The sequence below is a fragment of the Microcoleus sp. N9_A2 genome, from assembly GCF_036701775.1.
Taxonomy (GTDB): Bacteria; Cyanobacteriota; Cyanobacteriia; order Cyanobacteriales; family Microcoleaceae; genus Microcoleus.
In genome coordinates this window covers 15,786-39,200 of sequence record NZ_JAUBRH010000016.1, presented here as the reverse complement: position 1 = coordinate 39,200, position 23,415 = coordinate 15,786, and the positions used below count along the sequence as shown (strand labels likewise).

General features: G+C 45.3%; 23 protein-coding genes and 17 tRNA genes. 33 read left to right on the top strand and 7 right to left on the bottom strand.

The window, feature by feature from the left end:
- Positions 1–129: 129 nt before the first annotated feature.
- Positions 130–687: an NUDIX hydrolase gene (locus tag QUA44_RS12610; RefSeq protein WP_333251634.1), complete on the bottom strand. Its 558-nt coding sequence runs from the start codon at positions 685–687 to the stop codon at positions 130–132.
- Positions 688–1,005: 318 nt separating this feature from the next.
- Here QUA44_RS12610 and QUA44_RS12605 point away from each other — a divergent pair, with 318 nt between their 5' ends.
- The gene (locus QUA44_RS12605; RefSeq protein WP_333251635.1) at positions 1,006–1,278 is read left to right on the top strand and encodes a hypothetical protein; all 273 of its coding nucleotides are present in this window, start codon (positions 1,006–1,008) and stop codon (positions 1,276–1,278) included.
- Positions 1,279–1,863: 585 nt separating this feature from the next.
- Here QUA44_RS12605 and QUA44_RS12600 read toward each other — a convergent pair.
- Positions 1,864–2,295 carry a hypothetical protein gene (locus tag QUA44_RS12600; protein WP_333251636.1) on the bottom strand — a complete coding sequence of 144 codons (432 nt, stop codon included), beginning with the start codon at positions 2,293–2,295 and terminating at the stop codon, positions 1,864–1,866.
- A gap of 249 nt (positions 2,296–2,544) precedes the next feature.
- On the opposite strand from QUA44_RS12600, the gene QUA44_RS12595 reads away from it, so the two are divergent.
- The 13 genes from QUA44_RS12595 to QUA44_RS12535 all read left to right on the top strand — a co-directional run bounded on the left by QUA44_RS12595 (position 2,545) and on the right by QUA44_RS12535 (position 10,579).
- Positions 2,545–2,754 (top strand): hypothetical protein, encoded by a 210-nt coding sequence (locus QUA44_RS12595; protein WP_333251637.1) that lies wholly within the window; start codon positions 2,545–2,547, stop codon positions 2,752–2,754.
- A 51-nt stretch (positions 2,755–2,805) separates the two neighbouring features.
- On the top strand, positions 2,806–3,717 hold the full coding sequence (era, locus tag QUA44_RS12590) for a GTPase Era (protein WP_228042427.1): 912 nt from the start codon (positions 2,806–2,808) through the stop codon (positions 3,715–3,717).
- A gap of 182 nt (positions 3,718–3,899) precedes the next feature.
- Entirely contained in the window at positions 3,900–5,450 is a 1,551-nt protein-coding gene (locus QUA44_RS12585) for an ATP-binding protein (protein ID WP_333251638.1), read from the top strand.
- A gap of 220 nt (positions 5,451–5,670) precedes the next feature.
- On the top strand, positions 5,671–6,012 hold the full coding sequence (locus tag QUA44_RS12580) for a type II toxin-antitoxin system VapB family antitoxin (RefSeq protein ID WP_333251639.1): 342 nt from the start codon (positions 5,671–5,673) through the stop codon (positions 6,010–6,012).
- Positions 6,009–6,239, top strand: coding sequence for a DUF433 domain-containing protein (locus QUA44_RS12575; protein ID WP_006634608.1), 231 nt, complete (start codon positions 6,009–6,011; stop codon positions 6,237–6,239). Before QUA44_RS12580 ends, QUA44_RS12575 begins: the two co-directional genes overlap by 4 nt.
- A gap of 90 nt (positions 6,240–6,329) precedes the next feature.
- Complete coding sequence (locus QUA44_RS12570; RefSeq protein ID WP_333251640.1) at positions 6,330–6,569, top strand: DUF5615 family PIN-like protein; 240 nt, start codon at positions 6,330–6,332, stop codon at positions 6,567–6,569.
- Positions 6,570–6,883: 314 nt separating this feature from the next.
- Positions 6,884–7,723, top strand: coding sequence for a hypothetical protein (locus tag QUA44_RS12565; protein ID WP_333251642.1), 840 nt, complete (start codon positions 6,884–6,886; stop codon positions 7,721–7,723).
- The gene (locus tag QUA44_RS12560) at positions 7,720–7,932 is read left to right on the top strand and encodes a hypothetical protein (RefSeq protein ID WP_333251643.1); all 213 of its coding nucleotides are present in this window, start codon (positions 7,720–7,722) and stop codon (positions 7,930–7,932) included. The genes QUA44_RS12565 and QUA44_RS12560 overlap by 4 nt, the downstream gene beginning before the upstream one ends.
- Before the next feature lie 310 nt (positions 7,933–8,242).
- Positions 8,243–8,494, top strand: a complete 252-nt coding sequence (locus tag QUA44_RS12555) for a type II toxin-antitoxin system Phd/YefM family antitoxin (RefSeq protein ID WP_333251675.1) — start codon at positions 8,243–8,245, stop codon at positions 8,492–8,494.
- 23 nt (positions 8,495–8,517) lie between these two features.
- On the top strand, positions 8,518–9,459 hold the full coding sequence (locus tag QUA44_RS12550) for a Fic family protein (RefSeq protein ID WP_333251644.1): 942 nt from the start codon (positions 8,518–8,520) through the stop codon (positions 9,457–9,459).
- A gap of 210 nt (positions 9,460–9,669) precedes the next feature.
- A complete protein-coding gene (locus tag QUA44_RS12545) occupies positions 9,670–9,891 on the top strand; it encodes a hypothetical protein (RefSeq protein ID WP_333251645.1) in 222 nt (73 codons plus the stop codon).
- A gap of 178 nt (positions 9,892–10,069) precedes the next feature.
- The gene (locus QUA44_RS12540) at positions 10,070–10,282 is read left to right on the top strand and encodes a hypothetical protein (protein ID WP_333251646.1); all 213 of its coding nucleotides are present in this window, start codon (positions 10,070–10,072) and stop codon (positions 10,280–10,282) included.
- A 114-nt stretch (positions 10,283–10,396) separates the two neighbouring features.
- Positions 10,397–10,579 carry a hypothetical protein gene (locus tag QUA44_RS12535; RefSeq protein ID WP_333309698.1) on the top strand — a complete coding sequence of 61 codons (183 nt, stop codon included), beginning with the start codon at positions 10,397–10,399 and terminating at the stop codon, positions 10,577–10,579.
- Between the two features lie 501 nt (positions 10,580–11,080).
- Here QUA44_RS12535 and QUA44_RS12530 read toward each other — a convergent pair.
- From QUA44_RS12530 to petM, 3 genes are all read right to left on the bottom strand, one after another.
- Positions 11,081–11,998 (bottom strand): NAD(+) kinase, encoded by a 918-nt coding sequence (locus QUA44_RS12530; RefSeq protein WP_333251648.1) that lies wholly within the window; start codon positions 11,996–11,998, stop codon positions 11,081–11,083.
- 1 nt (position 11,999) lies between these two features.
- Positions 12,000–12,977 (bottom strand): NmrA family NAD(P)-binding protein, encoded by a 978-nt coding sequence (locus tag QUA44_RS12525; protein ID WP_333251649.1) that lies wholly within the window; start codon positions 12,975–12,977, stop codon positions 12,000–12,002.
- Positions 12,978–13,172: 195 nt separating this feature from the next.
- A complete protein-coding gene (petM, locus tag QUA44_RS12520; RefSeq protein WP_172189541.1) occupies positions 13,173–13,277 on the bottom strand; it encodes a cytochrome b6-f complex subunit PetM in 105 nt (34 codons plus the stop codon).
- 70 nt (positions 13,278–13,347) lie between these two features.
- Between petM and pdxA the strand changes: the two genes are divergently transcribed.
- Together pdxA and QUA44_RS12510 are read left to right on the top strand one after the other, a co-directional pair.
- The gene (pdxA, locus tag QUA44_RS12515) at positions 13,348–14,442 is read left to right on the top strand and encodes a 4-hydroxythreonine-4-phosphate dehydrogenase PdxA (RefSeq protein ID WP_333251650.1); all 1,095 of its coding nucleotides are present in this window, start codon (positions 13,348–13,350) and stop codon (positions 14,440–14,442) included.
- Positions 14,443–14,562: 120 nt separating this feature from the next.
- Positions 14,563–18,171 carry an OmpA family protein gene (locus tag QUA44_RS12510; protein WP_333251651.1) on the top strand — a complete coding sequence of 1,203 codons (3,609 nt, stop codon included), beginning with the start codon at positions 14,563–14,565 and terminating at the stop codon, positions 18,169–18,171.
- A gap of 226 nt (positions 18,172–18,397) precedes the next feature.
- Here the strand turns inward: QUA44_RS12510 and QUA44_RS12505 are convergent, their stop codons facing one another.
- Both QUA44_RS12505 and QUA44_RS12500 read right to left on the bottom strand, forming a co-directional pair.
- Positions 18,398–19,339 carry a biotin--[acetyl-CoA-carboxylase] ligase gene (locus tag QUA44_RS12505; RefSeq protein ID WP_333251652.1) on the bottom strand — a complete coding sequence of 314 codons (942 nt, stop codon included), beginning with the start codon at positions 19,337–19,339 and terminating at the stop codon, positions 18,398–18,400.
- Positions 19,340–19,519: 180 nt separating this feature from the next.
- Positions 19,520–20,452: a polysaccharide deacetylase family protein gene (locus QUA44_RS12500; protein WP_333251653.1), complete on the bottom strand. Its 933-nt coding sequence runs from the start codon at positions 20,450–20,452 to the stop codon at positions 19,520–19,522.
- A 693-nt stretch (positions 20,453–21,145) separates the two neighbouring features.
- On the opposite strand from QUA44_RS12500, the gene QUA44_RS12495 reads away from it, so the two are divergent.
- The 17 genes from QUA44_RS12495 to QUA44_RS12415 all read left to right on the top strand — a co-directional run bounded on the left by QUA44_RS12495 (position 21,146) and on the right by QUA44_RS12415 (position 23,360).
- Positions 21,146–21,219, top strand: a tRNA-Asp gene (locus QUA44_RS12495).
- An 80-nt stretch (positions 21,220–21,299) separates the two neighbouring features.
- Positions 21,300–21,373 (top strand) — tRNA-Cys (locus tag QUA44_RS12490).
- Positions 21,374–21,553: 180 nt separating this feature from the next.
- A tRNA-Trp gene (locus QUA44_RS12485) sits at positions 21,554–21,628 on the top strand.
- A gap of 6 nt (positions 21,629–21,634) precedes the next feature.
- A tRNA-Glu gene (locus tag QUA44_RS12480) sits at positions 21,635–21,708 on the top strand.
- A gap of 5 nt (positions 21,709–21,713) precedes the next feature.
- A tRNA-Lys gene (locus QUA44_RS12475) sits at positions 21,714–21,788 on the top strand.
- Positions 21,789–21,801: 13 nt separating this feature from the next.
- A tRNA-Tyr gene (locus tag QUA44_RS12470) sits at positions 21,802–21,883 on the top strand.
- A 34-nt stretch (positions 21,884–21,917) separates the two neighbouring features.
- Positions 21,918–21,991: transfer RNA gene (locus QUA44_RS12465), tRNA-Tyr, on the top strand.
- Positions 21,992–21,995: 4 nt separating this feature from the next.
- Positions 21,996–22,082: transfer RNA gene (locus QUA44_RS12460), tRNA-Ser, on the top strand.
- Positions 22,083–22,086: 4 nt separating this feature from the next.
- Positions 22,087–22,159: transfer RNA gene (locus QUA44_RS12455), tRNA-Phe, on the top strand.
- A 6-nt stretch (positions 22,160–22,165) separates the two neighbouring features.
- A tRNA-Asn gene (locus tag QUA44_RS12450) sits at positions 22,166–22,240 on the top strand.
- Between the two features lie 10 nt (positions 22,241–22,250).
- Positions 22,251–22,329: transfer RNA gene (locus QUA44_RS12445), tRNA-Gln, on the top strand.
- Between the two features lie 5 nt (positions 22,330–22,334).
- Positions 22,335–22,407 (top strand) — tRNA-Gln (locus QUA44_RS12440).
- A 130-nt stretch (positions 22,408–22,537) separates the two neighbouring features.
- Positions 22,538–22,618, top strand: a tRNA-Leu gene (locus tag QUA44_RS12435).
- Between the two features lie 4 nt (positions 22,619–22,622).
- Positions 22,623–22,695 (top strand) — tRNA-Pro (locus QUA44_RS12430).
- A gap of 131 nt (positions 22,696–22,826) precedes the next feature.
- Positions 22,827–22,900, top strand: a tRNA-Leu gene (locus tag QUA44_RS12425).
- A gap of 307 nt (positions 22,901–23,207) precedes the next feature.
- Positions 23,208–23,284, top strand: a tRNA-Thr gene (locus tag QUA44_RS12420).
- A 5-nt stretch (positions 23,285–23,289) separates the two neighbouring features.
- A tRNA-Gly gene (locus QUA44_RS12415) sits at positions 23,290–23,360 on the top strand.
- Positions 23,361–23,415 lie beyond the last annotated feature (55 nt).

Genomic DNA, 23,415 nt, shown 5'->3' with positions numbered 1-23,415 from the left:
TAGAAACCAGGTTTTTTTCTTAGATAATTTGCTGCTTTACCCAAGATTTGGCAGAGAAACCGGGTTTATGAGCGTAAGTCCTAAAATTCAAATCAGCGAGCAGCGGGGGACAATTGCCAATTCTAAAATCTAAAATTTAAAATCAACTTGATTTTGCCATTCTAGCAGTAATGCTCGACATTGGAGGCAAGTTAATTTTTTAAGCAAGTCGCGAATTCCGTCTGGGGTGACAGGATATTCAGCACCGATAAGTTCGGGGTTGACTGTTGCTGTAGGGTGCAATTCTGCAACAAAACCGTAGAGTTTTTGATTGGAGAAGGAACTGTTTATTGCCCAGCCGACGGTGTTAATGGGTTCCATGCGGGCGATCGCGCTTTCTGTCACGCCTAGTTCTTTCTTGAGTATAGCTGGAACAGCCGCTGCTGGCGTGGATTGGGCTGGTACGCGACCGCCGGGAAAATCCAGGGTTGCTTCTGCCACGCCGGGGCGATACATCGGTGGGGGAAACAGCAATTTGTCAGCTTGAATGGTCAAGATTACAACTGAATCAGCTCTTTCTACTCGCCAATATTCTACTGTTTGCCCTTCGGTCGTTTCGAGATGTTCGGCGATTAGTTTTACCCAATGAGAGTTGATTTCTACAAAGCGGTCCAGAGTTTTCCACTGAGATTTGGCAGTTTGGTTCATGTTGACAGTTGACAGTTGACCAAAGGAAGAGGGAAGAGGGAAGAAGGAATTAAGAACCTCCTAAGCGTCGGGTGCGGTTGCTATGAATCCGATGTTTTTACGATCGTAATCGATCGCTACCGATCGCAACAATAGCCGAGCGACCTTTTCAGCTTTGAGCCTGTGTTTTCCTCTCGATTGTAAATTTTTGCTACAAGGCTACACATTTGCCTAGATAATTCCGTAACATAGACTACATAATCAAAGTTTATCTGCGCCTTCGCTCTGCGTTGTTTCAACCGCGCCCTGGTGCAGACTCTTAGCTAGACAGGAGTAGTTATGCAACTGCAAACAGATATTCGTACTTGGCAATCTCAAGCAACGCCCGGAAGCTTCGCCGGTGTCCGCGACTGGGAAAAATTTGGCTGCGCCGTACCTGCACCAAAATTGGCTCCTTCTATGTGGGTTAAATTGTTCAATCCGCCAACCGCATTCAGCTTTGACGAAGCGTGGCTGTTGTGTGAATGTTCGGAAGAAAAGTGGCTAGCTTGGATTCCTGATTATGGGGAAATTTTACTGAGTACACATGAATTTTGCGCTACTAAATCGTGAATTACCCAGACAAACTTTGATAAACCAGGTGTTAAAATCCATATCCCTCGGGTTCCACGGGATTTTTTGGGAAAAATCTGGTTTCTGCGTAATTATGTCGTTTGCAGTGAGGAATGCAAGTCCTTATCACAGTTTAAGGACTTGCATTCCTCACTACAAACCTCTTATATGATGTCGTTTCAGCCGATATCATAGAATTCCTAATCCAATACGGTTCACTTAACATATTTATGCCCCGGAGATCCCCCTAAATCCCCCTTAAGAAGGGGGACTTTGAGGGCATTCTTGTCCCCCCCTTTTTAAGGGGGGTTAGGGGGATCTGTCTTAAGTGAACCGTATTGAGTCCTAATCGATATTAATTGAAATTTCGCTAACAAAAAGAGCAATAGAAAACCTATTGCTCTTTTTGTTCAAAAACACTCTCTAGTTTTTATCTGTAGATAGCGGAAGTTATATCAACTGGCCTCGATTGACCCCAATATCGCTGCGGTGACGGGTTTAGTGTATAGATGCTTGCATGGGAGATATTGGTGAACCCGCCCTTACAGCAATTACGGTCAATTTAGCCCCTGTGATATTGCTGGCTTATTTGCAAACTGCACGGTTATTTGCATTTCTGACAATCGTGCCTACTCTACCATTAATCTGAATCGGGTTCTTAGTGCTGGCTCGAATCAACAGCGGTTGTTTGGCAAGACATTCTCTGATTGATGCTGCCCAGGCGGTGAGAGCTCCGGTGTATTCTGTACGACCCGCTGGGGCGCGAAACTGATCGGTAATTAGGAAATCCGAGGTGATGCTAGTGTCAGTACCAACATTGGTAATAATTGGAAAGTCAAAGGCTTTAGGCAAGGTTCGGTCTTGGATTCTGCCCGGTACCAACTGATATTTCTTCGAGCCACCCTTGTAGTCAATACCTGCTTGAGGGCTGGTGGGAGGGCTGGTTTGAGCCAAGGCGGAAACAGGCAAGCTTGCTACCAAAACGGTGCAGCAACTCCAAAATAATTTCGATTTCATCCGATTCATCTCCTCAACTTTATGACGATTAGCACTAATTTAGGTAGGTTCTAAAAACAGTAGCTTTTATGAAAAAAGCGCCTCATGACATTGAGCTTTTGAGTTTGAGTTTAACCTGCCTAATTTATTACCAAACATTCTCAAAAATGTTAAAACTGGTTGGCCTGACAAACTGTAGAAAAGTTTCAGTTGAGTTAGATATTTACACATCTGAAGTTGTTACAGCATTGGGGAGTCGGTTTTACCAGAATGATTCATTTTCGAGCGATGTCATTGGAACTTTATCAAATTTTGTCTCAGATATCAAGTTTTGCCGATCGCACATCGCATCTTAACACTGTCCCAGCAGGTCGATCGCCCTTTGAGTGTTACGCGCTATACCAGGACGAGAAAGATGCTACAGTGCATCGATGGGCGTTTGAGTGTTTTCAAGCGACAATAGGCAGAGAAGGGGCTTGAAAATAGGTGAATTTAGTGGAAGATAGCAAGATTATAGACTTATCGGAAATTATGGGTGTTCCCGCGGCTCCTGCGGGTTACAAATCGGGCTTTGTGGGTATTATCGGGCGGCCGAATGTTGGCAAATCCACGCTGATGAATCAGTTGGTGGGGCAGAAAATTGCGATTACTTCGCCGGTGTCTCAGACGACGCGCAACAGGCTGCGGGGCATCCTGACGACACCTGAAGCACAAATTATTTTTGTCGATACTCCCGGAATTCACAAGCCGCACCACCAATTGGGTAAGGTTTTGGTGCAGAATGCGCGCACTGCGATTCAGTCTGTGGATGTGGTGCTGTTTGTGGTGGATGGTTCGGTGGAATCGGGTGGGGGCGATCGATATATTATAGAAATTCTCAGCAATTGCAAAATTCCGGTGATTTTGGGGATGAATAAGTTGGACGAACAACCGGAGGATTCCGTGTTGATCGATCGCACTTACGAGCAAATTGTCAATCCTGAGTGGCCAGTCGTCAAGTTCTCGGCTCTCACGGGCGAAGGTGTCGAACCGCTGCAACAATTGTTAATCGAACATTTGGAGGTTGGGCCTTATTATTATCCGCCAGATTTGGTGACTGACCAGCCGGAACGCTTTATTATGGGCGAATTGATTCGGGAACAGATTTTGCTGCTGACGCGGGAAGAAGTACCGCATTCCGTAGCAATTGCGATCGACATTGTTCAAGAAGAAGCGAAAATTACCCGCATTCTGGCGACGATTCACGTCGAACGGGATTCCCAAAAAGGTATTTTAATCGGTAAAAGCGGCAGTATGCTCAAGTCGATCGGCAGTGCGGCCCGGGAACAGATTCAAAAGTTAATTGAAGGCAAAGTATACTTGGAGTTATTTGTCAAGGTGCAGCCGAAGTGGCGGCAGTCGCGCACTCGTTTGGCGGAATTGGGCTATCGGGTGGAAGAGTGAAACTTTGGCAGTTGGCAGTTGGGGTTCTTCCGTTCTATGAATCAAGAATCGAGCACGACTTTCGCTCTGAGAGAGTTTCATCGGGGCCGAAGAGTCGGTACAAACTCCCGCTTAACAACTAGAACGCCATTCCAACAACAGTACAGTAAACTGAGAGCAGCCCCATTCGCCCCAGTTGACCTATGCCGCGTTGGTTCAATACTGCTGGCCCATGCCGCGATGACATCCACTATCTGCTTCCTGCCACCCGTCGCCTCCCGAATTTAGAGCGACTGATTGCTCAGCAAAGCTATTTCGTCATCCATGCACCCCGGCAAGTGGGGAAAACCACCGCTATGCTGGCGTTAGCCAAACAACTCACCGAAAGCGGACAATATACAGCCGTGATGCTGTCAGTTGAAGTGGGCGCACCCTTCAGTCAAGACATCGCGGGTGCAGAAGAGGCGATTCTCGGTGCTTGGCGAGACAATATTTCCGTCCGCCTCCCACCCGAATTACAACCGCCTGACTGGACAGCGATGCAGTCGGGACAGAAAATTCGGGCTGCTTTACAAGCTTGGGCACAAGTTTCATCTCGTCCTTTGGTGGTTTTCATCGATGAAATTGACGCACTACAAGACCAAGCTTTGATTTCTATTCTGCGACAACTGCGCGATGGTTATCCCAATCGCCCGAAAGCGTTTCCGCAATCGGTGGGTTTAATTGGTTTGCGGGATGTTCGCGATTACAAAGTGGCTGCGGGGGGAAGCGATCGACTCCATACATCTAGTCCGTTTAATATTAAAGTGCGATCAATTACTCTGAGAGATTTTAATGCAGAAGAAGTCGCGGAACTTTACGCGCAACATACCCAAGATACCGGACAAGTTTTTACACCTGAAGCCGTAGCATTAGCTTTTGAACTGACTCAGGGACAACCTTGGTTAGTGAATGCTTTAGCTAAGGAAATTGTAGAAGAATTAGTAGCAGATGAATCTATAGAAATTACACCCGAACATATTTTATCAGCTAAAGAAATTTTAATACAACGGCAAGATACGCATTTGGATAGTTTGGCAGAACGACTCAGAGAAAACCGAGTCAAAGCCATTATCGAGCCGATGTTGGCGGGTTTGGAACTGGGCAATATCCCCAATGATGATATTCAGTTTTTAATCGATTTGGGTTTGTGTAAGATGGATGTTCAGGGTGGATTGACGATCGCCAATCCAATTTATCGAGAAGTGTTGCCCCGCGTCCTCACCGTAACCCCAATGGCTTCTCTGCCGCAAATTGCACCGAGTTGGTTGACTCATGAAGGCAAATTAGACACGCAAGCGTTACTCAAAACTTTTCTGGAATTTTGGCTACAGCATGGCGAACCGTTACTCAAAAGTGCATCTTATCCCGAAATAGCCCCGCATTTAGTGTTGATGGCGTTTCTGCATCGGGTGATTAATGGTGGGGGAACATTGGAGCGGGAATATGCGATCGGACGCGACAGAATGGATTTATGTTTGCGTTATGGTGAGGTAACATTGGGAATTGAACTGAAGGTTTGGCGAACTCGGAAAGTCGATCCGTTGAGTAAAGGGTTGGAACAGTTAGATGGGTATTTTGCTCGATTGGGACAAGATGAAGGGTGGTTGGTGATATTCGATCGACGCGAGAATGCGATCGAATTAGAAGAACGACTGAATACTGAAATTCATCTGACACCAATGGGGCGAACCGTTACAGTTATTCGTGCGTGAAGAAGTTGCTTCGTTTCGGTGTTACTTGCCGCCGCCCACTTTAGCCGTTATCTCGCAAACGCTGCCTGACTTTGGAGATGATTCGGAATCTCGATCGAGACCTTGACAAATCAGAAAATTGGTAGAATAAATAGATACGCTAGATGTCGATCGCTGCCGATGGGCGATCGCTTATAATCGGATGAAAGCGCGATCGATAAAACTCACCCCAAAAGCACCTATGAAAAGCACGATCGAAATCGATAGCTCCCTCATCACCAATGCGCTCCAAGTCACCGGACTGACTGCACAACAAGAAGTCATCGAATTGGCCCTGAGCCTGCTGATCCAAATGAAAAACCAACAGAACCTACGTGCGCTACGGGGTAAACTCGCCTGGGACGGCGACCTCGATCGCATGAGAACGGATGATGACTCCGATCGAGAACAATCCTTTTTTGAGCTAGCCGGAATCTGGGAAGGAAAAAATATCACCCTAGACGACATTCGCAAAGACGCATGGGGTAAGGATACATTCTATGTAGCTTCACAGAAAAATGGTATTACCGAGTGTTTCTTATGAACTACCGAAACCATATCACGATCGAGGCAAATAAACGCGGTGGTAAGCCTTGTGTACGCGGCTTGCGAATTACGGTTTATGAAGTGCTTGAGTACCTGGCTTCCGAGATGACCGAAGCAGAAATTCTAGACGATTTTCCCGATTTGACACGAGAAGATTTAAAAGCTTGTATAGCTTATGCTGCTGACCGTGAGCGTCGGTTTATGACTGCGACCTTATCCGCATGAAATTACTTTTTGATGAAAACTTGTCGCCCAAGTTGCCGAATCGTTTGAGCGATATTTTCCCAAATTAGCTTCACGTCCTTTGATGTGGGCATGAAAGCAACGATCGACCCAATAGTTTGGGATTATGCAAAAGACAATAATTTGATGATTGTCTCGAAAGACGCGGATATGCACGATCTGAGCTTAGTATTTGGGAATCCACCGAAAGTTATTTGGCTTTGTCTTGGAAACTGTTCGACATTGCAAATTGAAAATTTGCTGCGTCAGAATTTTAACGCGATCGAATTATTTTATGAAGACGATAATTTATCGCTGCTTGCTTTATCATAATGCACCGATCGCCGAGAGTGTGCGATCGACTCTAATCTCAAAGATAATAAAGATAGCTTTTTTCAGTGCGACGGCTTAAGTGTTTAAGTTGAATTGTGCGGCGAACTCGATCGAGGAAAGGAGATTCTGATGGGGAGTAAGAAGGAGTTGACCTACGTCCTCGATCTGCGGTATTATTCGATTTTATCCAGTATTGTACCGCAACTGCGATACAATTATAAGTTAGGCTACCTTGAAAGTTTCTTTTGTCAGCAGGAAAATCCTGTTTATAGTGTAGTCATGCCCCTTTATGGTAAGTGAAGAGAATTAGCTTTATGACAATAGACTTCGGCAGTATCAAAGGCTACAATCCTGATAGAGGATTTGGGTTTGTCGGTCATACTTTTTTTAATCCTGATGGAAAAGTTTTCTTCCATATCAAAAAAATCAAGAAAAAACATCCTGAATTAGCTCAAAAATTGGACATTGGCGAAGCTTTTGAAACAGTCAATTTCTGGTATGAAATTGAAACCACCGAAAAAGGCGAACAAGTTAGTAAGCTTTGGCTAAACGCAGACAATATCCCTCAAAGTTACAAAAATGAATTATCTGGTTTGATCCAAAAAGTAGAGAGTATCTGGAAAAATATAGGCTCTCCAAAACCTAGTTTCCTTGACCTTGTAACGATAGACTTGGTTGGAGTTGATCGCAAACATGAACTAAGTGTTGAGCGAGATAACTTAGAGAGTCAGCTTAGAGCGGCAGAGGAGGAGCAACGCAGGGAAGCAGAGGAGGAGCGACGCAGGGAGGCAGATGAGGAGCGACGCAGGGAGGCAGATGAGGAGCGACGCAGGGAGGCAGATGAGAAGCGACGCAGGGACGCACGTATTGAGTTGTTGCTACTACTAAAGGAGCTGCGTCCTTTAAAATTTAAATATAGTAATCAACTCTCAGCTTATATTGTAAACAATCAACTTGGTTATAGATATCCAAATATCTCAGGTATTGTAACAATGGCAGAAGAAGGTAGACAATGGGATTTTAAGGGGGGATTTTCTAAAGAAGTTTATAAAATTATTTGTAGGGAACTCGGTTTGGCAAACCAGGGGACGGGTGCTACAGCAATAGATTTTGAATCATTTCAACAACTATCAAATAGGATGAGACAGAAATGAGTAAACCCTATTACAAAAATAAACTTACAGACAATTATGGTGTTCTTGAAGGGCTGGTATGGTCAAATCAGTCTTCCTACCTCCAACTGAGGCTTGTAAGCGCTGTTGACGGAGAGATTGAGTTGAGTTACCAGTACGAAGATGTTACGACTGAAAATCTAGTTGAAGTCTCATCGGAGGAAGTTCAAAAGGCTCTATTGGGTTTTTAGTTAAGTTGTTGAAGCCCGCCTAACACTGCGTTGGTGCGGACGGAACAGAGGTTATCGGTGGGTGATCTAACCTGTCTGCCGCCGCTCACTTTAGCCGTTATCTCATAAACCCTGCCTCACCTTGGAGATGATTCGGAAGCTCGATCGCGAGTTTGACCTACAAAAAATTGGTAGGATCGGGCAAGGTCGGAGAGCGATCGCCTGATTCAGGAATTTTGTCAGGAGTTGGGGATTGAGGTGAATTTATAATTTAGGCAATAAAAAATAATTTTTGCTAAATTGTTAACAACACTCAAAAAAAGTGAACACCATGCTTAACCTCTCCCATAGCCGTCCTCTGAACCAATTTCAACAGGAAGCTGCTGAGTTGCTTCATCAGTTTGAAACAGATAAAACACCAATCGTAATCACCATTAATGGTAAAGCGGTTGCTGTGCTTCAGGATGCGGAAAGTTATGAAAAACTACTTAATCGGTTAGAACTTCTTGAAACTCTTGCAGGTATTCGTCAAAGCTTAGGGGAATTCGATCGAGGCGAAGGGGTTTCTATTCATCAAGTTTAGGGAAGGGGGGAGTATTTTCAAAGATGGAAACTCAACTATACGAGAAATTCATTCAAAAGGTAATTATTTTAGGTAAACAAAAGGAATTCTCATTAACCTCTTCGATCGACAACTATTTAATCATGAATTATCGGCTTAAATTAGAACGAATCGATAAACTAAAAGCTTGGCTAGATGGGTTTAGACCGTTCGATTCCACCCTCGTCGCCGAACTCAAAAAGCTCTATGATGTTCGCTTTACTTATAACTCAAATGCCATTGAGGGTAATACTTTAACCCAAAGTGAAACGGAATTAGTTTTAACGAAGGGCATTACTGTGGGGGGCAAAACCCTTGACGAACATTTAGAAGTTATTGGACATAAGGAGGCGATCGATTATATTGAAAATTTAGCCCAAAGGGATACGGAGATTAATGAATGGGAAATAAAGCAAATTCACAATCTTATTCTCCGCAAAATTAACCCGGAGGAAGCGGGTAGTTATCGCACTCTGGATGTGATGGCGGCAGGAACGAACTATCGTTATCCTCCCCATTATTTACTATCTCAATTAATGGGGGATTTTGCGCTTTGGCTCAACTCGGAATCTGCTTTAAGGCTCCATCCAGTCGAATATGTAAGTATCGCTCATTATCGTTTTGTTTCTATCCATCCTTTTCGGGATGGGAATGGTCGAACGGCCAGATTATTAATGAATTTACTCTTAATCCGTGCAGGCTATCCGATTGTGGTGATTGACAACCAAATCCGCAATGATTATATTAATGCTTTAGCCTACGGGCAACAAAACCAAGACGATTTAAGCCAGTTGTTTGCATTGATTTTTGATGCTACGATTAGTTCGCTTGTGGAAGTTTTAAGATTGTTGGTGACTGCAAGTAGCAGCAGGGGAAAGGGACAGGCTTTTTATCAGGAGATTACTGATTTTCTCGATCGCAGCAGTGGTTTAGGGAATGGCGAATAGGTAATGGGTGGGATGTTAAACCAAAAATGTTCCTGCGTACCAATGCTATCTCGCAAACGCTGCCTGACTTTGGAGATGATTCGGAATCTCGATCGAGAGCTTGACAAATCAGAAAATTGGTAGAATAAATAGATACGCTTCGATCGCGCACCATGCAACAAGCTAGTAGATCCAATCTTTTCGCCAAACCTCAAACGAGGAGATTCTCAAATGCCATTGGCTGAACTAATGTCACAGATCCAGGAACTTTCAAAAATTGACAAGCTTCGGCTGATGCAGTTTCTGGCAACAGAACTGGTCAAAGAAGAAGATGCAACAAACTTTTTTTTTGCCGATCGAGAGTATCCGGTCTGGTCGCCTTACAATTGCTCTGAGGCTGCCAATGTTTTAATGAATCTTCTGACGACAAAACAACAAGAACAGAATGGTTGACGCTCAGAGATTTCCCTACAAAATCATTGACAGCAGTCTTGGCATGGTCGATCGAATGCCGTATCTGCCATTGACACAGTTCAATAGCTTATAAAAGCTAGCGTATCAGGGCAGCTTTTTGAGATTGATTCATGTAGAGTAAACTATAAATATGAATTCTCGCAAAGAGGTACATGAAATGACACTAGCTGAAGTGCTTCCGTCCGCACGATTGCTTTCCGCAACAGAAAAACTCAGACTAATTCGGATTCTGGCTGAGGATTTGGATATGGCTGAGGATATTTCACCGTTGGAACCATTTAAAACATATGATTTGCCAACGACCTATGATAGCTTTGGGGCGGGTGCAGTTTTGATGGAAACCCTCAAAAAATCAACACAGAGCAATTGATGTATGCGATTTAAGTATTCAACCACCAGCCCAGCCCAAAATGAGTTTGATAGTTTACCAAGACTGTAATTATCATTACGCCGGGAAGATCGAATAGTTGAATCGATCGGTTTGGTGGATAGTGGGGCTACAGTTAATGTCCTACCTTGCGAACTTGGTCTTCAACTGGGCGGCGTGTGGGAAGATCGCAAAGCCATTATTCAATTAGCTGGTAATCTCGGCAACCAACCAGCAATGCCTTTTTCTGCGATCGCCAGAATTGGAGAATTTCCACCAACTGAATTAGTCTTTGCATGAGTGAAGCGTCCAAATACACCTTTGATTCTGGGGCAGACGAATTTCTTTCTTGAATTTGATGTTTGCTTCTACGGTTCCCAAATGGAATTTGAAGTCAAACCGAAGTCCCCGTAACCATCCAACTAACAAGTTATTGGAGCGGACGCACAGGGTTTTCGCACTTCGTTTTGGTCATATCTGTCGCCACTGAATCGAACCGTTCTCTCGTAAACGCTGCTTCCGCGAGGAGATGGTTCGGAATCTTGATCGAGAATTAAGGATGCCGTAGGAGATTCCGATCGAGCTTTATCCGGCCCAAAAACAAAGAAAAAGCCGCCCTAAAAGGCGACGTACTGAGCCTTGCACTTGATCCTTGCACTGATCCTTGCACTGCCCTTCGACGTAGTTTATCCTGAGCGTAGTCGAAGGGCTCAGGAACCGCGTAGCCGAAGGGTAGCCGAAGGGTAGCCGAAGTGACGGGACTTTAGCACTCCGCTACACTCCGCTTATTACCAACAACTATCAAGGCAACTCAACGGAACTCGGTTTAGCAATGTGAGGCAAGCCCCAGCCCAATTTTTCCCGCAAAATGTGGAAAAACTCAAAAGATTGCACCCGAATAAAGCGGGCTTGGTACGGAGCTCGCTCGACTTGCACCCAATCCTCCGGCAGAACATAACATCCGCCGTTCCCGTCTACCACCATTACCAGGCGGTTCGGACTTGCCGGCAAAATCTTGACCGGCTCAGTGTTGGAAAACACCAAAGCCCGCGAAGCCATTGAATGCGGGCAAATAGGCAGCAACTGCAACACCGGCACTCCGGGAATGATGACAGGGCCACCCGCAGAAAGGGCGTAAGCTGTCGATCCTGTCGGAGTCGCGATGATGACTCCATCTGCTGCAATGTCAACAGAGGCGTGCTGACCGATCGCCACTTCAAAATGACACATACAAGTCAGCGGTTCCCGGTGCAGCACCATTTCATTGAGACAAAGGGCTTCCCAGAGGCAGTCGTTTTCTCGAAACAGCCGCACCGCCAGCATCGATCTTTCTTCTATTTCGTATTCTCCGGCGATCGCCTTTTCCAAAGCTTGCGGGAGCAAGTTCAGGTAAGTTTCTGTTAAAAAGCCCATGTGACCGGTATTGACAGTCAGCAGCGGCACTCCGATGGGAGCAACTTGGCGAAATGCCGACAGCACCGTACCGTCGCCGCCCAAAACCACTGCAAACTCCATGTCGCTGTCAAAACCGGGGGGGACGAGTTGGTCGATCGGAGTATGGCACATCGGGCGATCGGGGCTAGAATAGCCCAAAATTCCCCCGGCACCGGAAACCGCGCAGACCTCCCAGCCGCGGGCAGTCAGCTTGTCTTTCAACTCTTCGGCGATGCGACAAGAGACTGGTTTAACGTCGTTGTATATAATTCCAGCTTTCGGCACTTTAAAAAGTAAAGGGCATTTTTTGTTTACTCCGTTTTTTAGTCTTAAGCTGCTCGTACTCTATTTCCTTGAGCTTCTTCATAATCAGATTAAAGTATTCTTCGAGATAAGACTCCAAAGTAGTAGTTTCTTTGGGGTCGATTCCGAAGACGCTGTAAACGTCATCCATCGGAGCTTTCAAGGGTTTTCCGGCTGCTAAAACTTCTGAAAAAGCCAATCTGTCAGCTACGTTCCAACTCCACTGAAAGAACTTAGCAAATTGACGAGTAGCCTGCAACAAGGCATCTGGCGTGCGGGTGATTTTGGCTTGCTTCCCAGAAAGCCGCTCGCACAACCGCACAATTTCCTCAGCATCCCAAGCTCGATTTCCCACCACCGGAAAGGTTTTTTTCTCGGTTTCGGGAACGGTAAGAGCTCGGACGGCAAACTTTGCCACGTCCTGAGTGTTCATATAAGCAAGGGCTGACGGCTTGTTGGGCAGCCAGACTGCCTGACCATCCAAAATCGGCATGGCGTACAGGTTCACCAGTCCTTGCAAAAAGCCGCAAGGTCTCAAGATTGTGTAATCTAGACCGGATTCTGCTAAGAAAAGCTCCGTACAGCGCTTGATTTCCAACAAGGGAACTTGCGGATATTTCTCGGCATCGAGAAAAGAAAAGAATATGTAACGCTTGATGCCTGCTGCTGCTGCTGCTTGGATTAGCGATACTTTTCCGTCCCAGTCTACTCTTTTGATGCTGACAGAATCTGCCGCGCTGGCTGTTGCTGCATCGATGATAGCAGTGACGCCTTCTAGTGCAGGAATCAAGCTGTCGGGCTGACAAAGGTTCCCCGGTACGAGTTCAGCGCCCCATTCTTTCAAAAATGCAGCTTTTCTGTAATTTCTGACTAAACAGCGCACCTGGTAGCCCTCGTCTAGGGCGCGGCGGGCTATTTGGCGGCCGAGAGTGCCGGTGGCACCTAAAATCAATAAAGTCATCTAGGGATTAATGATGAATCTTAAACTTTCAATAAGATGGTATCAGGTTTTTGTTATGTTTTTTATAAAAACTTAACAAAAGCCTGATTTTTTCTCATTTTGGACTTGAAAGCTTCGGCAGCAGGCTGGCTATGGGTGGCAGGCAGAAGCTAGAAGGCTTAATTTAGAAGACTTCTGAATGATTGTTGCAAAAACTTATTCTTCGCCGCCTTGCAGTTTGAGCAGGAGGAAGCCTCCGCCTATACCCACGAAAATTAGGGAAAAGGACAAAAAGGCTGCATTGAAAATTTCAGGATTCATGGTTTTATATGTCTAATTGGGCGATCGCATTAAATAAAGATAATATAATTTGGGGCAACCAGGTACATGAATGCTAAAATTTCAGTGCCGAAATTCCTGTATTTTGTTGGAGAAAACTGCTTTGAGTCTCGATCGGCAATCAAAACTAGCTGTAACTCTGGGAGATCCGGCGGGAATTGGCCCGGAAGTGATTCTCAAGGCATTGGCCGATCCCCCTGCTGCTTTGATGGTGACGGTTTTCGGATCTAAGAGAATTTTGCAGCAAACTTACGATAAGTTGCGATCGAGCAATCCAGCAGAAGCGGCAAATCCCGAAACATTAAATATTATTGATATTGAACCAGACAGCAAGTGGGGCTCAATTGTCCCCGGTGTCGGGAATGCTGCTAGTGGGGCGGCTAGCTTTGCGTATATGGAACAGGCGATCGCCCGTACCATCGCCGGCGAATTCTCGGCCATTGTCACCGGCCCCATTTCCAAAACTTGCTGGCAGGCGGCCGGTTACAATTATCCCGGACAAACAGAACTCCTCGCAGAAAGGGCAAAATCGCAGCGATTCGGAATGCTGTTTGTCGCCACATCTCCCCACAGTGGCTGGACGCTGGTAACTTTACTCGCTACCACACATATTTCCCTGCGTCAAGTACCGGATGCTTTGACTCCAGAATTGCTCAGCGAAAAACTAGAATTGCTGATAGACTGTTTGCGGGAAGATTTTGCGATCGAAAGACCGAAAATTGCGATTTCTGGCTTAAACCCTCACAGTGGGGAAAATGGCAAACTGGGAAATGAAGAGCAAGATTGGATGATACCGTGGTTGGAAACGCAGCGCGATCGTTTTCCTCAAGTGCGGTTAGACGGGCCAGTACCCCCGGATACCATGTGGGTAAAACCGGCTAAAGTTTGGTACGGCTTAGCCAAAGAAGCTCACGACGGTTACTTGGCAATGTATCACGACCAAGGCTTGATTCCAGTCAAATTGATGGCTTTCGACAAAGCAGTCAACACTACAATTGGCTTACCCTTTGTCCGCACATCTCCCGATCACGGCACAGCTTTTGATATTGTAAGTCAAGGAATTGCCGATGCCTCCAGCATGAAGGCAGCATTGCAGTTAGCGGCTCAGTTGGCTAGTCGCAGAACAGCAGTTAAAATAGGGCGATAGCTTTAGTAAGCCTGACGCTGCGAAAAATTGTGTCATTCCTATTGATTTTCGCTGGGGTGAGGCGGCAAGCAAGCTGGTAATTTCCTTCGGTCGATAAAAATCAACTTTTGGTAGCTCAGTATGGCAGAATATAATGATAATCCAGGCAAAATATATCAGTCAGAAAAAGAAGTTTCTGATGCAACTCAGGCAAGTTCTAAAGCTGGAGAGCAACTTCAGGAATTGCTAGTCATACTGACTGAATTTCAGTTATTGAAAAAATCCAAAAAAGAGCCAAGCGAGCTGAAATTACCGCTTTCGGAAAAGTCGGTTCAGCGATTAGAGGATGAGGAAAATCGGCGCAAACAATTGTCTTTTCTGATCGAATCACCGAGTATTGTACCGGAAGTATTAACTAATGATGAAGAGATCCCCTCTCAAAGACGAGAAAACAATAATGAGGAACCAGATTTATCTATAGCCGGGAAGGTATCTCAAAAAAATCGACCGTCGGAGGAAGAATTAGAACAAGCAGTAGAGGAGTTTAAGCGGTTGCAAGAACTGCTGTTTGAAAGGGATTTACCGGAATTTTACAGTAATGTTTTGAGCGTGGAACAAAGGTTAGAAAATTTTGAGAAGTTGATGTCTGAACCCCAAGAGTTGATGACTTTACTGAAACCGTTAATTCCTGAGTTAGTGAGAGATGAATTAGAGGGGTTGAAGTCGGAATCAAAAAAGGCGATCGCACTCGCTAGCAGTAATAATAATCCGCTCGAATTGCAGGCAAAATTAGCGGATTTGGAAAATCAAATTGCTAATTTGAACCAGCAGCCACTGCCGAATGCAGAACAGTTAATGCAACGGGTGATGTTGGTGGTGGGCGATCTGCTCAACCGTAAGGTAGAGGAGTCTAAGTTAGAGGTAGCTTCGGCGATCGCACCAAAAGTCAATCAAGTAATTCACAATCAAAACGGACTTGAAGAACACGTAGTAAGAATTGAAGATAGAGTTGCGAATATTCAGCATCGTTACCAGCAGCAACCGGAAGATTTAATCAAGCAGCTAGTACCAGTAGTTAGCGAATTGCTGAACCGCAAAATTAGTGAATTAAAATCAGAGATTGTCGAAGCTGTTACCCCCTCAGTACAGGTAAGAATAGCTTGGGTAGAAATAGAAGAAAAAGTATTGAGCATCATCGAACGCCGACTGGCTACGCAACAGTCGCCAATTCAGAAGCCAGAAGAGATAATGGCGATGCTAATGCCGGCAATAACTGATTTGCTGAATCAGAAAATCGATGAATCAAAATTACAAGTAGCAGGGACGATCGAACCTTTGATACAATCAGCAATTCTTCAAAGAGAAGTTCAAGGAAAATTGAGCGATGTAGAAAGTAGACTAAATAATCTTCAGCGACAGCAAAAATCTCAGCCGGAAGATATAATGGCAAGGTTAATGCCGTTAATGATCGAGTCGCTGAACCGGAAAATCGAGGAGACAAAGTTAGAGGTGAGAGAGGCGATCGCACCTGGTGTCAACACGGCTATTCAAAACAGCGGTATTGCAGCACAAATATTAAATAATGAAACTAAGATTGTCGAAGTTCAGCAGCAAGTTTTAGCCGAGATAGAAGGGTTGATGGCAAGAATAATGCCAGTGATTGTAGAAATGCTGTCTCGAAACATCGGGGAAGCAAAACTAGAGATAGAATCTGCGATCGCCCCCGCTGTCGATGCCATCATTCAGAATAAAAAGATCGATCAAAGACTCGGGAAGATCGAACAACAGATTGTGGCGATCGAACATCGGATTTATGAATCGACAGACTTGTTTACCGATTTACTGAAACCTTTGATTGACGAGCTGATGGTTAGCCATCACGCCCAACTGCAAAAGTCTGTCATCGAATCTATTTTACCCTTGTTAGATGAAGTTGTAAGTTATAATTACAGACTCAACGATAAAGTAGGGGAACTCGATCGCAAAATTACTGATGCTGAATGGGGAGGCGATCGGGAAGAATTACTGGCACGAATTAAAATCATTTTTCCCGAAATGATGATCCAAACAATTAATGAGTCGAGAAAATCATTTGTCGAAACCATAGCTCCCATAATTGATGAAATAATTAATACCAAAACCCGAGAAAATAGACAATCGATGGGAGTCGCCATATCACCTGCTCTGACAGTGGGAATCAGCCACAGAATGAGTGAATCGCCCGATGAAATTGCCATGGCGATCGCGCCGGAAATGGCCAGCGCTATCAAACAGCAAATTCATCTCAAGCGAGAAGCAATGTCGGATGCACTTTATCCGATAATCGGCAGCACGATTTTAAAATACATCGCCGAGATGATGCGGGAAATTAATGAAAAACTAGAAGCCACTTTAAGTCCAGAGGTAATTAGTCGCAAAATTAAAGCAAAATTGCAGGGAATTTCTGAAGCAGAATTGCTGATGAAAGAAACAACACCACTGAGTGTTAAAGCTGTTTTTTTAATTCAAGCAAAATCGGGATTAGTAATTTCAGCAGTGCAGCATTCTGAACGCGAACAGCTAGAATCAGAAATGGTAGGGGGGATGCTGACTGCTATTCGGGCTTTTGTCAACGATTGCATATCTCAGTCTGGAAATATTGCCGAGATTGATGCCATAGAATACGGCACATCTACCATAGTATTGGAAGTAGCGGGTTCGTGTTATCTAGCAGTAGTGATGCAAGGAGAAACCCGCCAGTGGTTTAAGTACAAAATGCGATCGATATTTAACAATATTGTTCAAGAATACGGAGATCAACTTCAGTCATTTAACGGCGATCCAGCAACTGTGCCACCCGAAGTAAACTCGAAATTGCAAAAATTAATCGAGACAGATGTAAAAGTTAAATCTTCTAAACTGCCAATTTTACCCATTATCGGTTTGGCAGCGTTAGGTTTAATTGGCTTACCTTGGGGAATTCATCAATACCGCAGCGGAGTTGAAGCGAGCTTAGAAGCAGATACGAATTTAGCTTTACAATCTGCTCCAGAGTTATCGGTTTATCGGATCGCGGCAGATGTTAAAGATAAATTATTGGAGATTTCTGGACGAGTGCCGAATCAAAAGCTGCGATCGAAAGCGGAAAACATTGCTCAGCAAGCGGCTCCAAAATTAAGAATTGAAAATAAAATTATAGCCGTTGAAGTACCTCCTGATCCAGTTTTAGTCGAAGGCGATGTCAAGCGGACGGTAGCTCTTTTGAATAAAGTAGAAAGCATTAATATCTCAGCTCGCTATACAGAGGGAAAAGTCGCCGTTGCAGGCAGCGTCAGCAAAGTGCCAGATGCTCAGAAAATAACTCAAGCTTTTGAGAAAATTCCGGGGGTGAAGTCTGTAACAAATACAGTGATAATAGGAAATCCACCGCCACCAAAAATAATAATGCCAGTTCGCGTGTATTTCGGTGCTGGTTCGGCAAGTTTGCAGGCGAAAGATGTAGCACAAAAGCTTAGCAAAGTCAAGGAATATATGGAGAAAAATCGCACGAAGAATTTAAGGATAGTTGGCTACAGCGATTTGAAAAGCACTCCAGCCGAAAATCAAAAGTTGGCACTGGAAAGGGCGACAAATGTGAAAGGTATTTTGGTTAGACAAGGGATAAATGGCAACAGAATACAAGTTGCTTCTACTAAGGGTCGTCCCGAAGGTTTGGAGGCAAATCAACCCCTGTGGCTGAGCAGATTGGTAGTATTTGAGGTGATAAATTAAAATTGGGAATTGGAAATAGGGAATTGGGAATTGGGGATAGGGAATGGGGCATCGGGCATTGGGCATCGGGCATTGTTAATTGGGAATTTTCCCTAATGACTAATGACTTCTTTCTCTTAATTTATAGTAACTGGCAAGAAGGTTAGGACATTTTTTAGGGCTGAAAATATTGCTGTGACTCCATTTCCCTTCTTCCTTCTTCCTTCTTCCTTCTTCCCTCTTCCTCTTAAATTAATCGAACTCGGCCGGATGTAAATGCTTGTATTCGATCGCCCGCCAAGCATACTAACAAGCGGCCGCTTCCGTCAATGCCGGCGGCTTCTCCGCAGATGGTTTCCGACGCAAGTTCGATCGACACCGGGCAGCCAATCAGCGCATCACGGCGGCGCAATTCCGGCAAAAGTAGCGCTAAACCGGACTTGGAGGCTGGCTTGTCTGTGGTAGAAAACATATCGGCTAGTTCGAGTAAATAGTGCCGCAGTCGATCAAGCAAACACAGTTCATCTGGTACTGTACTAGCAATAGAATGCAGGCTTACCGCATTGCCAAGATCCCTTTCATCCAATCCCGCAGCCGCGAAATCTACGCAGCGGTTGAGTCCAATTCCCACAACGGCGCGAGTTTTGCCAGAAACATTGCTAGAAGTGGCTTCACAGAGAATTCCGGCTAATTTGTGGCGATGTATCCAAACATCATTCGGCCATTTCAGGCGCAGCATATCGCGGCATTCGGGAACCAAATCTTCGATCGCGTAAATCACCGCCAAACCGACTGCTAAACTGAGTCCGGGTAACAGATGGGGATTGAGATTGTCTAGGACAAAGCTCGCAGTAAAAACACCGGGCGGCGAATACCAAGTGCGTCCGTGTTGACCGCGCCCGCTGGTTTGCTGCTGAGTAAATATTACATCTCCGTGGTGAAGTTTGGCCGCGCGGGCGATCGCCCAACTGTTTGTACTCTCGCAGGTTTCTAACGAGTGCAGCCAGTGAGGGAAGTTTGGGCTATCGGTTGATTCTGGTGGAATTAATAGCTGTTCAGACAAGGTTTGATTTGTAATATTTGATATCTCAAAGCTGATTATCGCAGGCCAATCGGTTTTTTTTAGGTGATTTGGGCGATCGGCATTTTCCTCACTCATATCAAATCCGTTAGTATCGAAATTATTCATCTCTCTCTTCTCTTCCTCTGTGTTCTCTGCGTTCTCTGTGGTTAAATCATTCCCGTACAGCCGTAATTGATATCAGTCATGGACGCACAGAGAGTCAGAAACCCGGTTTCTACGATAAGAAACCGGGTTTGTTTAGCCTTATTATCACCCTCAAAAAAAGACAAGCAATCGCCCCACAATTTACGCTGATTGGTCTTGCATTTCCAGCAACTCAGGAACCGTCACAAACCGATATCCCTGCTGTTTCAAACCAGCAATCATCTCCGGTAAAGCCTTAACAGTACGAGATCGATCGCCCCCGCCATCGTGCATCAAAACGATCGCCCCCGGCTTCGCACCCTTCAACACATTATTAACAAAAGCCGACGGTTGAGCGCGCGGATCGGTATCCGCAGAAGTTACCGACCACATCACCACAGAATAATTCTGCTCCTTAGCATACTTAGCCAAACCATTATTCAAAACACCCCCCGGCGGGCGGAAGAAAGTAGTCTTAACTCCCGTCGTTTCGTAAATAAGTTTAGCCGTGCGATCGATTTCATCAGCCGCCGTCGCCGCATCCATCGCATCGTACCAGTGATGCCACGTATGATTGCCGATCGCGTGACCTTCTGCGACAACTCGGCGAGCAATTTCAGGAGAACTTTCGATAGATTGACCTAGCCAAAAAAAAGTTGCTTTAACATCATTTTGCTTAAAAATATCGAGCATTTGTTCCGTCGTTTCCGGCCACGGCCCGTCATCAACCGTTAAAGCAATAACTTTCTCAGAATTTTTGACTTTTCCTTCAAAAACTGTTGTTCCCTGAAACTCTTCCGGCGGCACAAAAGTCAAAAGTTTTTCTTTTGATTCCAATACAGTCAGAAGTTTCTCAATTGTGCGATCGACATTAAACGCTGTGCGATCGTCCCCTACTTCCTTTGCTAGCGGATTTACCGTTAAGGATTGGCTGAGATTCTGCACCTGCACCTGAGCGGTTGCAGGATTGTTGCTTCCCTGTTGGTTTCCTGGCATCAGCGTACCGATGACAAAGCTAATCGTAGCAGTGGCCAGGGCGATCGCCACAAAACGCCATTTTTTTCGCAGTCTATCAAACAGATGATGTCCGCTCACTTGAAATTCCTTTCACTCCACACTGCGGATAATGATAATGGGAATTTCAGGCAAAAAAAACTGAATTTTTTATAAATATCTCTCAGCGGGGATTGACAGCGGGATCCCAAGGGCGATCCCGAATGCGGGCGATTTGCGGGCGATCCCGATTGCGCCTATACAGACGAAACCAATGCCAAGTGGGTTGAAGAAATTTAGAAGTCGCCGTGGAGGTTGAGTGCGGCTCAAACTCAATCTGCTTTTCCAGAAGTGCCACCTCGCGCGACGGCGAGAATTCACAGAAATCGGAGTGTAGTACAGTTTTAATTTCAGATTTACCACGCGCTACACCACCAGTTCAGCAGCCGAAGGTCTTAGCCTTTATGGGTTTTGCGGGACTGGGAGTGTTGGTTTGGGCGATCGACCACCATTGAAAAAAACCAATTTCAAAAAAAGTTGTATTACCCCCTTGACATTTTCGTACTACACGATGTAGTATAAATGTATGGCGAAGGGGAAAGAGCTTCAAAGCTTTATCTCAAAAGCAATACGAACCTTGAAAACTGAATAAATAATTAATCATGTCACATAATTGCGGACATTTGGCGGTGTAGACTCCGGCAACAAAAGCCCAATCGGGTTGTAGTACGCGGAATCAACCGCCACCCCGTCCCAACTTGAGTAATTCAAGGACAGAATATTGTTCATTTTCGCGGGGGTATAGCTCAACCGGTCAGAGCAGTCGCCTGTCGAGCGAAAGGTTGCGAGTTCAAGTCTCGTTACTCCCGTCAAAGTCCCGTAGGCAAAAGTCAAGCCGTCTCCCCCTCTGGCGTGAAGATTGCGAGTGCAAACCTCGTCGGGACTCCCAGGTTAGGTGGTCGAGTGGTTGAAGGCATCGGTCTGCAAAACCGAATTTCGCGGGTTCAAATCCCGCCCTAACCTCTGTTCCCAATCAGAAATTAAAAATTAGAAATTAAAAGATTAAACTAACAGTCTTTTAATAGAAATTTTTAACTTTGAAAAGGAACGAAGCGAAAGTGACATTGCAGCGTAGCTTAATCGTAAAGCGCCAAGTTCATACCTTAATCAATGCGGGTGCAAATCCCGCCGCTGCCACCAAAAGCAGGGATGGTGTAACTGGCAACACTCTGGTCTCCAAAACCAGCATTCTGAGTTCAAATCTCAGTTCCTGTGCCAATTTATAGTGCTGTAGGCAAATGGTTTAAGCCGCTTGGTTTTCACCCAAGTGATTGCGGGTTCAACTCCCGTCAGCACTTCTCGTGGGTCGTTGGCAGAATGGTTTTGCAGCCGCCTTTTAAGCGGATGGATCGAGGTTCAATTCCTCGACGACCTACCAAAATTTCTATCTTGGGTCGGCCCTCCTATTGGCGTGGGTAGCTGTCTGTAAAACAGTAGCTTAAAGCGTTGCTGGTTCAATTCCAGCCTGACCCATTTGTAACTGCATTTAATCCGCAGTTGCAATCTTGAGAGCGTGGTGTAGCCGGATAACATCTCAGTTAATAAAACTGAAGATTGGGGGTTCAAATCCCTCCGTTCTCGCTCAGGAGAGGTGGCCGAGTGGCTTAAGGCGCTTTCCTGCTAAGAAAGAGCGGTTTAACAGCCGTCGAGGGTTCAAATCCCTCCTTCTCCGTTTTCCCCCGATAGCTCAGTTGGTAGAGCGCTTGTGTGAAGAACAAGAGGTCGTCAGTTCGATACTGACTTGGGGGATTGCGTTGCCTTATAGCTCAATGGTAGAGCAAGCGGTTGTTAACCGCTAGGTTGTAGGTTCGAGTCCTACTGGGGCAGCCATTTTTTTAATTGCCGGGTAGACAAATTGGTAAAGTCGCCTATCTCTGAAATAGGAGTTTCTGTAGGTTCAAAGCCTACCCCGGCACCCAATTATTGGGAAGTCGCCTAATCGTATGGCACCGCTCTTTGAAAGCGGCAAAATGCAGGTTCGATCCCTGCCTTCCCAGTTCTGCTATTACCAAAGCAGATAAATTACACTCCTGTAGCCCAATTGGCAGAGGCCGCAATTTCAAAAATTGTGTTGTGTGAGTTCAAATCTCACTCCCGAGTACCAAATTTTCAACTAAGTTTCTACTTGCTCCTGTGGCGGAATTGGCAGACGCGGCAGACTTAAAATCTGTTTTATTTTGAGTGTGAGTTCGAGTCTCACTAGGAGCATGAACGGGATGTAATTCAGCGGCCAGAAGCCATGCTTTGGGAGCATGGAGTCGTTGGTTCAAATCCAACCATCCCGACTTTACCCCTGTGATGTAATTGGAAAACATCACTCGTTCTGAACGAGTGTTTTTTGCAGGTTCGAGGTCTGTCAGGGGTATGAGGTTTTATTCAATCTCAAATCTCAAACCTCAAATCTCAAATCGGTTTTGCCCCTGTAGCCCAATCGGTAGAGGCGCTAGATTTAGGATCTAGTTAGTGCTGGTTCGATGCCAGTCAGGGGTATTTGGTGACATCGCGGGTGAAGTAGCCTGGGTAGGCTTGGAGGTCTCATAAGCCTCTTAATAGCAGGTTCAACTCCTGCCCCCGCCACCAAAAATGCAGGTGTGATTTCAGTTGACAGTTGACAGTTGACAGTTGACAGTTGATAGCGACCTCTACCTGGAAGCAAGAGGATTGGAGTAATGAATAGTCTTCTTTTAATTTCTCCCTACAAGGGTTCCGGCTTTAAACCAATTTTTTTTGGTAATTAACAACATGAGGGTTTCATACAGCCTTTTTGCGGGTTCAAATCTCACCATCTGCTTGGCGTGCTGGTGTAGCTCAATTAGGCAGAGCAACTGATTTGTAATCAGTCGGTTGTAGGTTCAATTCCTATCACCAGCCCCACAATTGCGGATATGGTGTAACGGTAGCATTCGAGTCTTCCAAACTCTAGGCACGAGTTCGAGCCTCGTTATCCGCTTAGGGAAACAAGAAGTTTGTTAAATCTCACATCTTGCACCATTCTCAAGAACAGG

What these genes read in the sequence shown, in the direction of transcription:
- QUA44_RS12525 (WP_333251649.1), bottom strand. Translation starts at nt 12,977, where the DNA reads ATGACTTTATTGATTTTAGGTGCCACCGGCACTCTCGGCCGCCAAATA.
- QUA44_RS12585 (WP_333251638.1), top strand. Translation starts at nt 3,900, where the DNA reads ATGCCGCGTTGGTTCAATACTGCTGGCCCATGCCGCGATGACATCCAC.
- QUA44_RS12505 (WP_333251652.1), bottom strand. Translation starts at nt 19,339, where the DNA reads ATGAATAATTTCGATACTAACGGATTTGATATGAGTGAGGAAAATGCC.
- petM (WP_172189541.1), bottom strand. Translation starts at nt 13,277, where the DNA reads ATGAATCCTGAAATTTTCAATGCAGCCTTTTTGTCCTTTTCCCTAATT.
- QUA44_RS12570 (WP_333251640.1), top strand. Translation starts at nt 6,330, where the DNA reads ATGAAAGCAACGATCGACCCAATAGTTTGGGATTATGCAAAAGACAAT.
- QUA44_RS12555 (WP_333251675.1), top strand. Translation starts at nt 8,243, where the DNA reads ATGCTTAACCTCTCCCATAGCCGTCCTCTGAACCAATTTCAACAGGAA.
- QUA44_RS12600 (WP_333251636.1), bottom strand. Translation starts at nt 2,295, where the DNA reads ATGAAATCGAAATTATTTTGGAGTTGCTGCACCGTTTTGGTAGCAAGC.
- QUA44_RS12545 (WP_333251645.1), top strand. Translation starts at nt 9,670, where the DNA reads ATGCCATTGGCTGAACTAATGTCACAGATCCAGGAACTTTCAAAAATT.
- era (WP_228042427.1), top strand. Translation starts at nt 2,806, where the DNA reads ATGGGTGTTCCCGCGGCTCCTGCGGGTTACAAATCGGGCTTTGTGGGT.
- QUA44_RS12575 (WP_006634608.1), top strand. Translation starts at nt 6,009, where the DNA reads ATGAACTACCGAAACCATATCACGATCGAGGCAAATAAACGCGGTGGT.
- QUA44_RS12550 (WP_333251644.1), top strand. Translation starts at nt 8,518, where the DNA reads ATGGAAACTCAACTATACGAGAAATTCATTCAAAAGGTAATTATTTTA.
- QUA44_RS12610 (WP_333251634.1), bottom strand. Translation starts at nt 687, where the DNA reads ATGAACCAAACTGCCAAATCTCAGTGGAAAACTCTGGACCGCTTTGTA.
- QUA44_RS12560 (WP_333251643.1), top strand. Translation starts at nt 7,720, where the DNA reads ATGAGTAAACCCTATTACAAAAATAAACTTACAGACAATTATGGTGTT.
- QUA44_RS12510 (WP_333251651.1), top strand. Translation starts at nt 14,563, where the DNA reads ATGGCAGAATATAATGATAATCCAGGCAAAATATATCAGTCAGAAAAA.
- QUA44_RS12580 (WP_333251639.1), top strand. Translation starts at nt 5,671, where the DNA reads ATGAAAAGCACGATCGAAATCGATAGCTCCCTCATCACCAATGCGCTC.
- QUA44_RS12605 (WP_333251635.1), top strand. Translation starts at nt 1,006, where the DNA reads ATGCAACTGCAAACAGATATTCGTACTTGGCAATCTCAAGCAACGCCC.
- pdxA (WP_333251650.1), top strand. Translation starts at nt 13,348, where the DNA reads ATGCTAAAATTTCAGTGCCGAAATTCCTGTATTTTGTTGGAGAAAACT.
- QUA44_RS12565 (WP_333251642.1), top strand. Translation starts at nt 6,884, where the DNA reads ATGACAATAGACTTCGGCAGTATCAAAGGCTACAATCCTGATAGAGGA.
- QUA44_RS12540 (WP_333251646.1), top strand. Translation starts at nt 10,070, where the DNA reads ATGACACTAGCTGAAGTGCTTCCGTCCGCACGATTGCTTTCCGCAACA.
- QUA44_RS12595 (WP_333251637.1), top strand. Translation starts at nt 2,545, where the DNA reads ATGATTCATTTTCGAGCGATGTCATTGGAACTTTATCAAATTTTGTCT.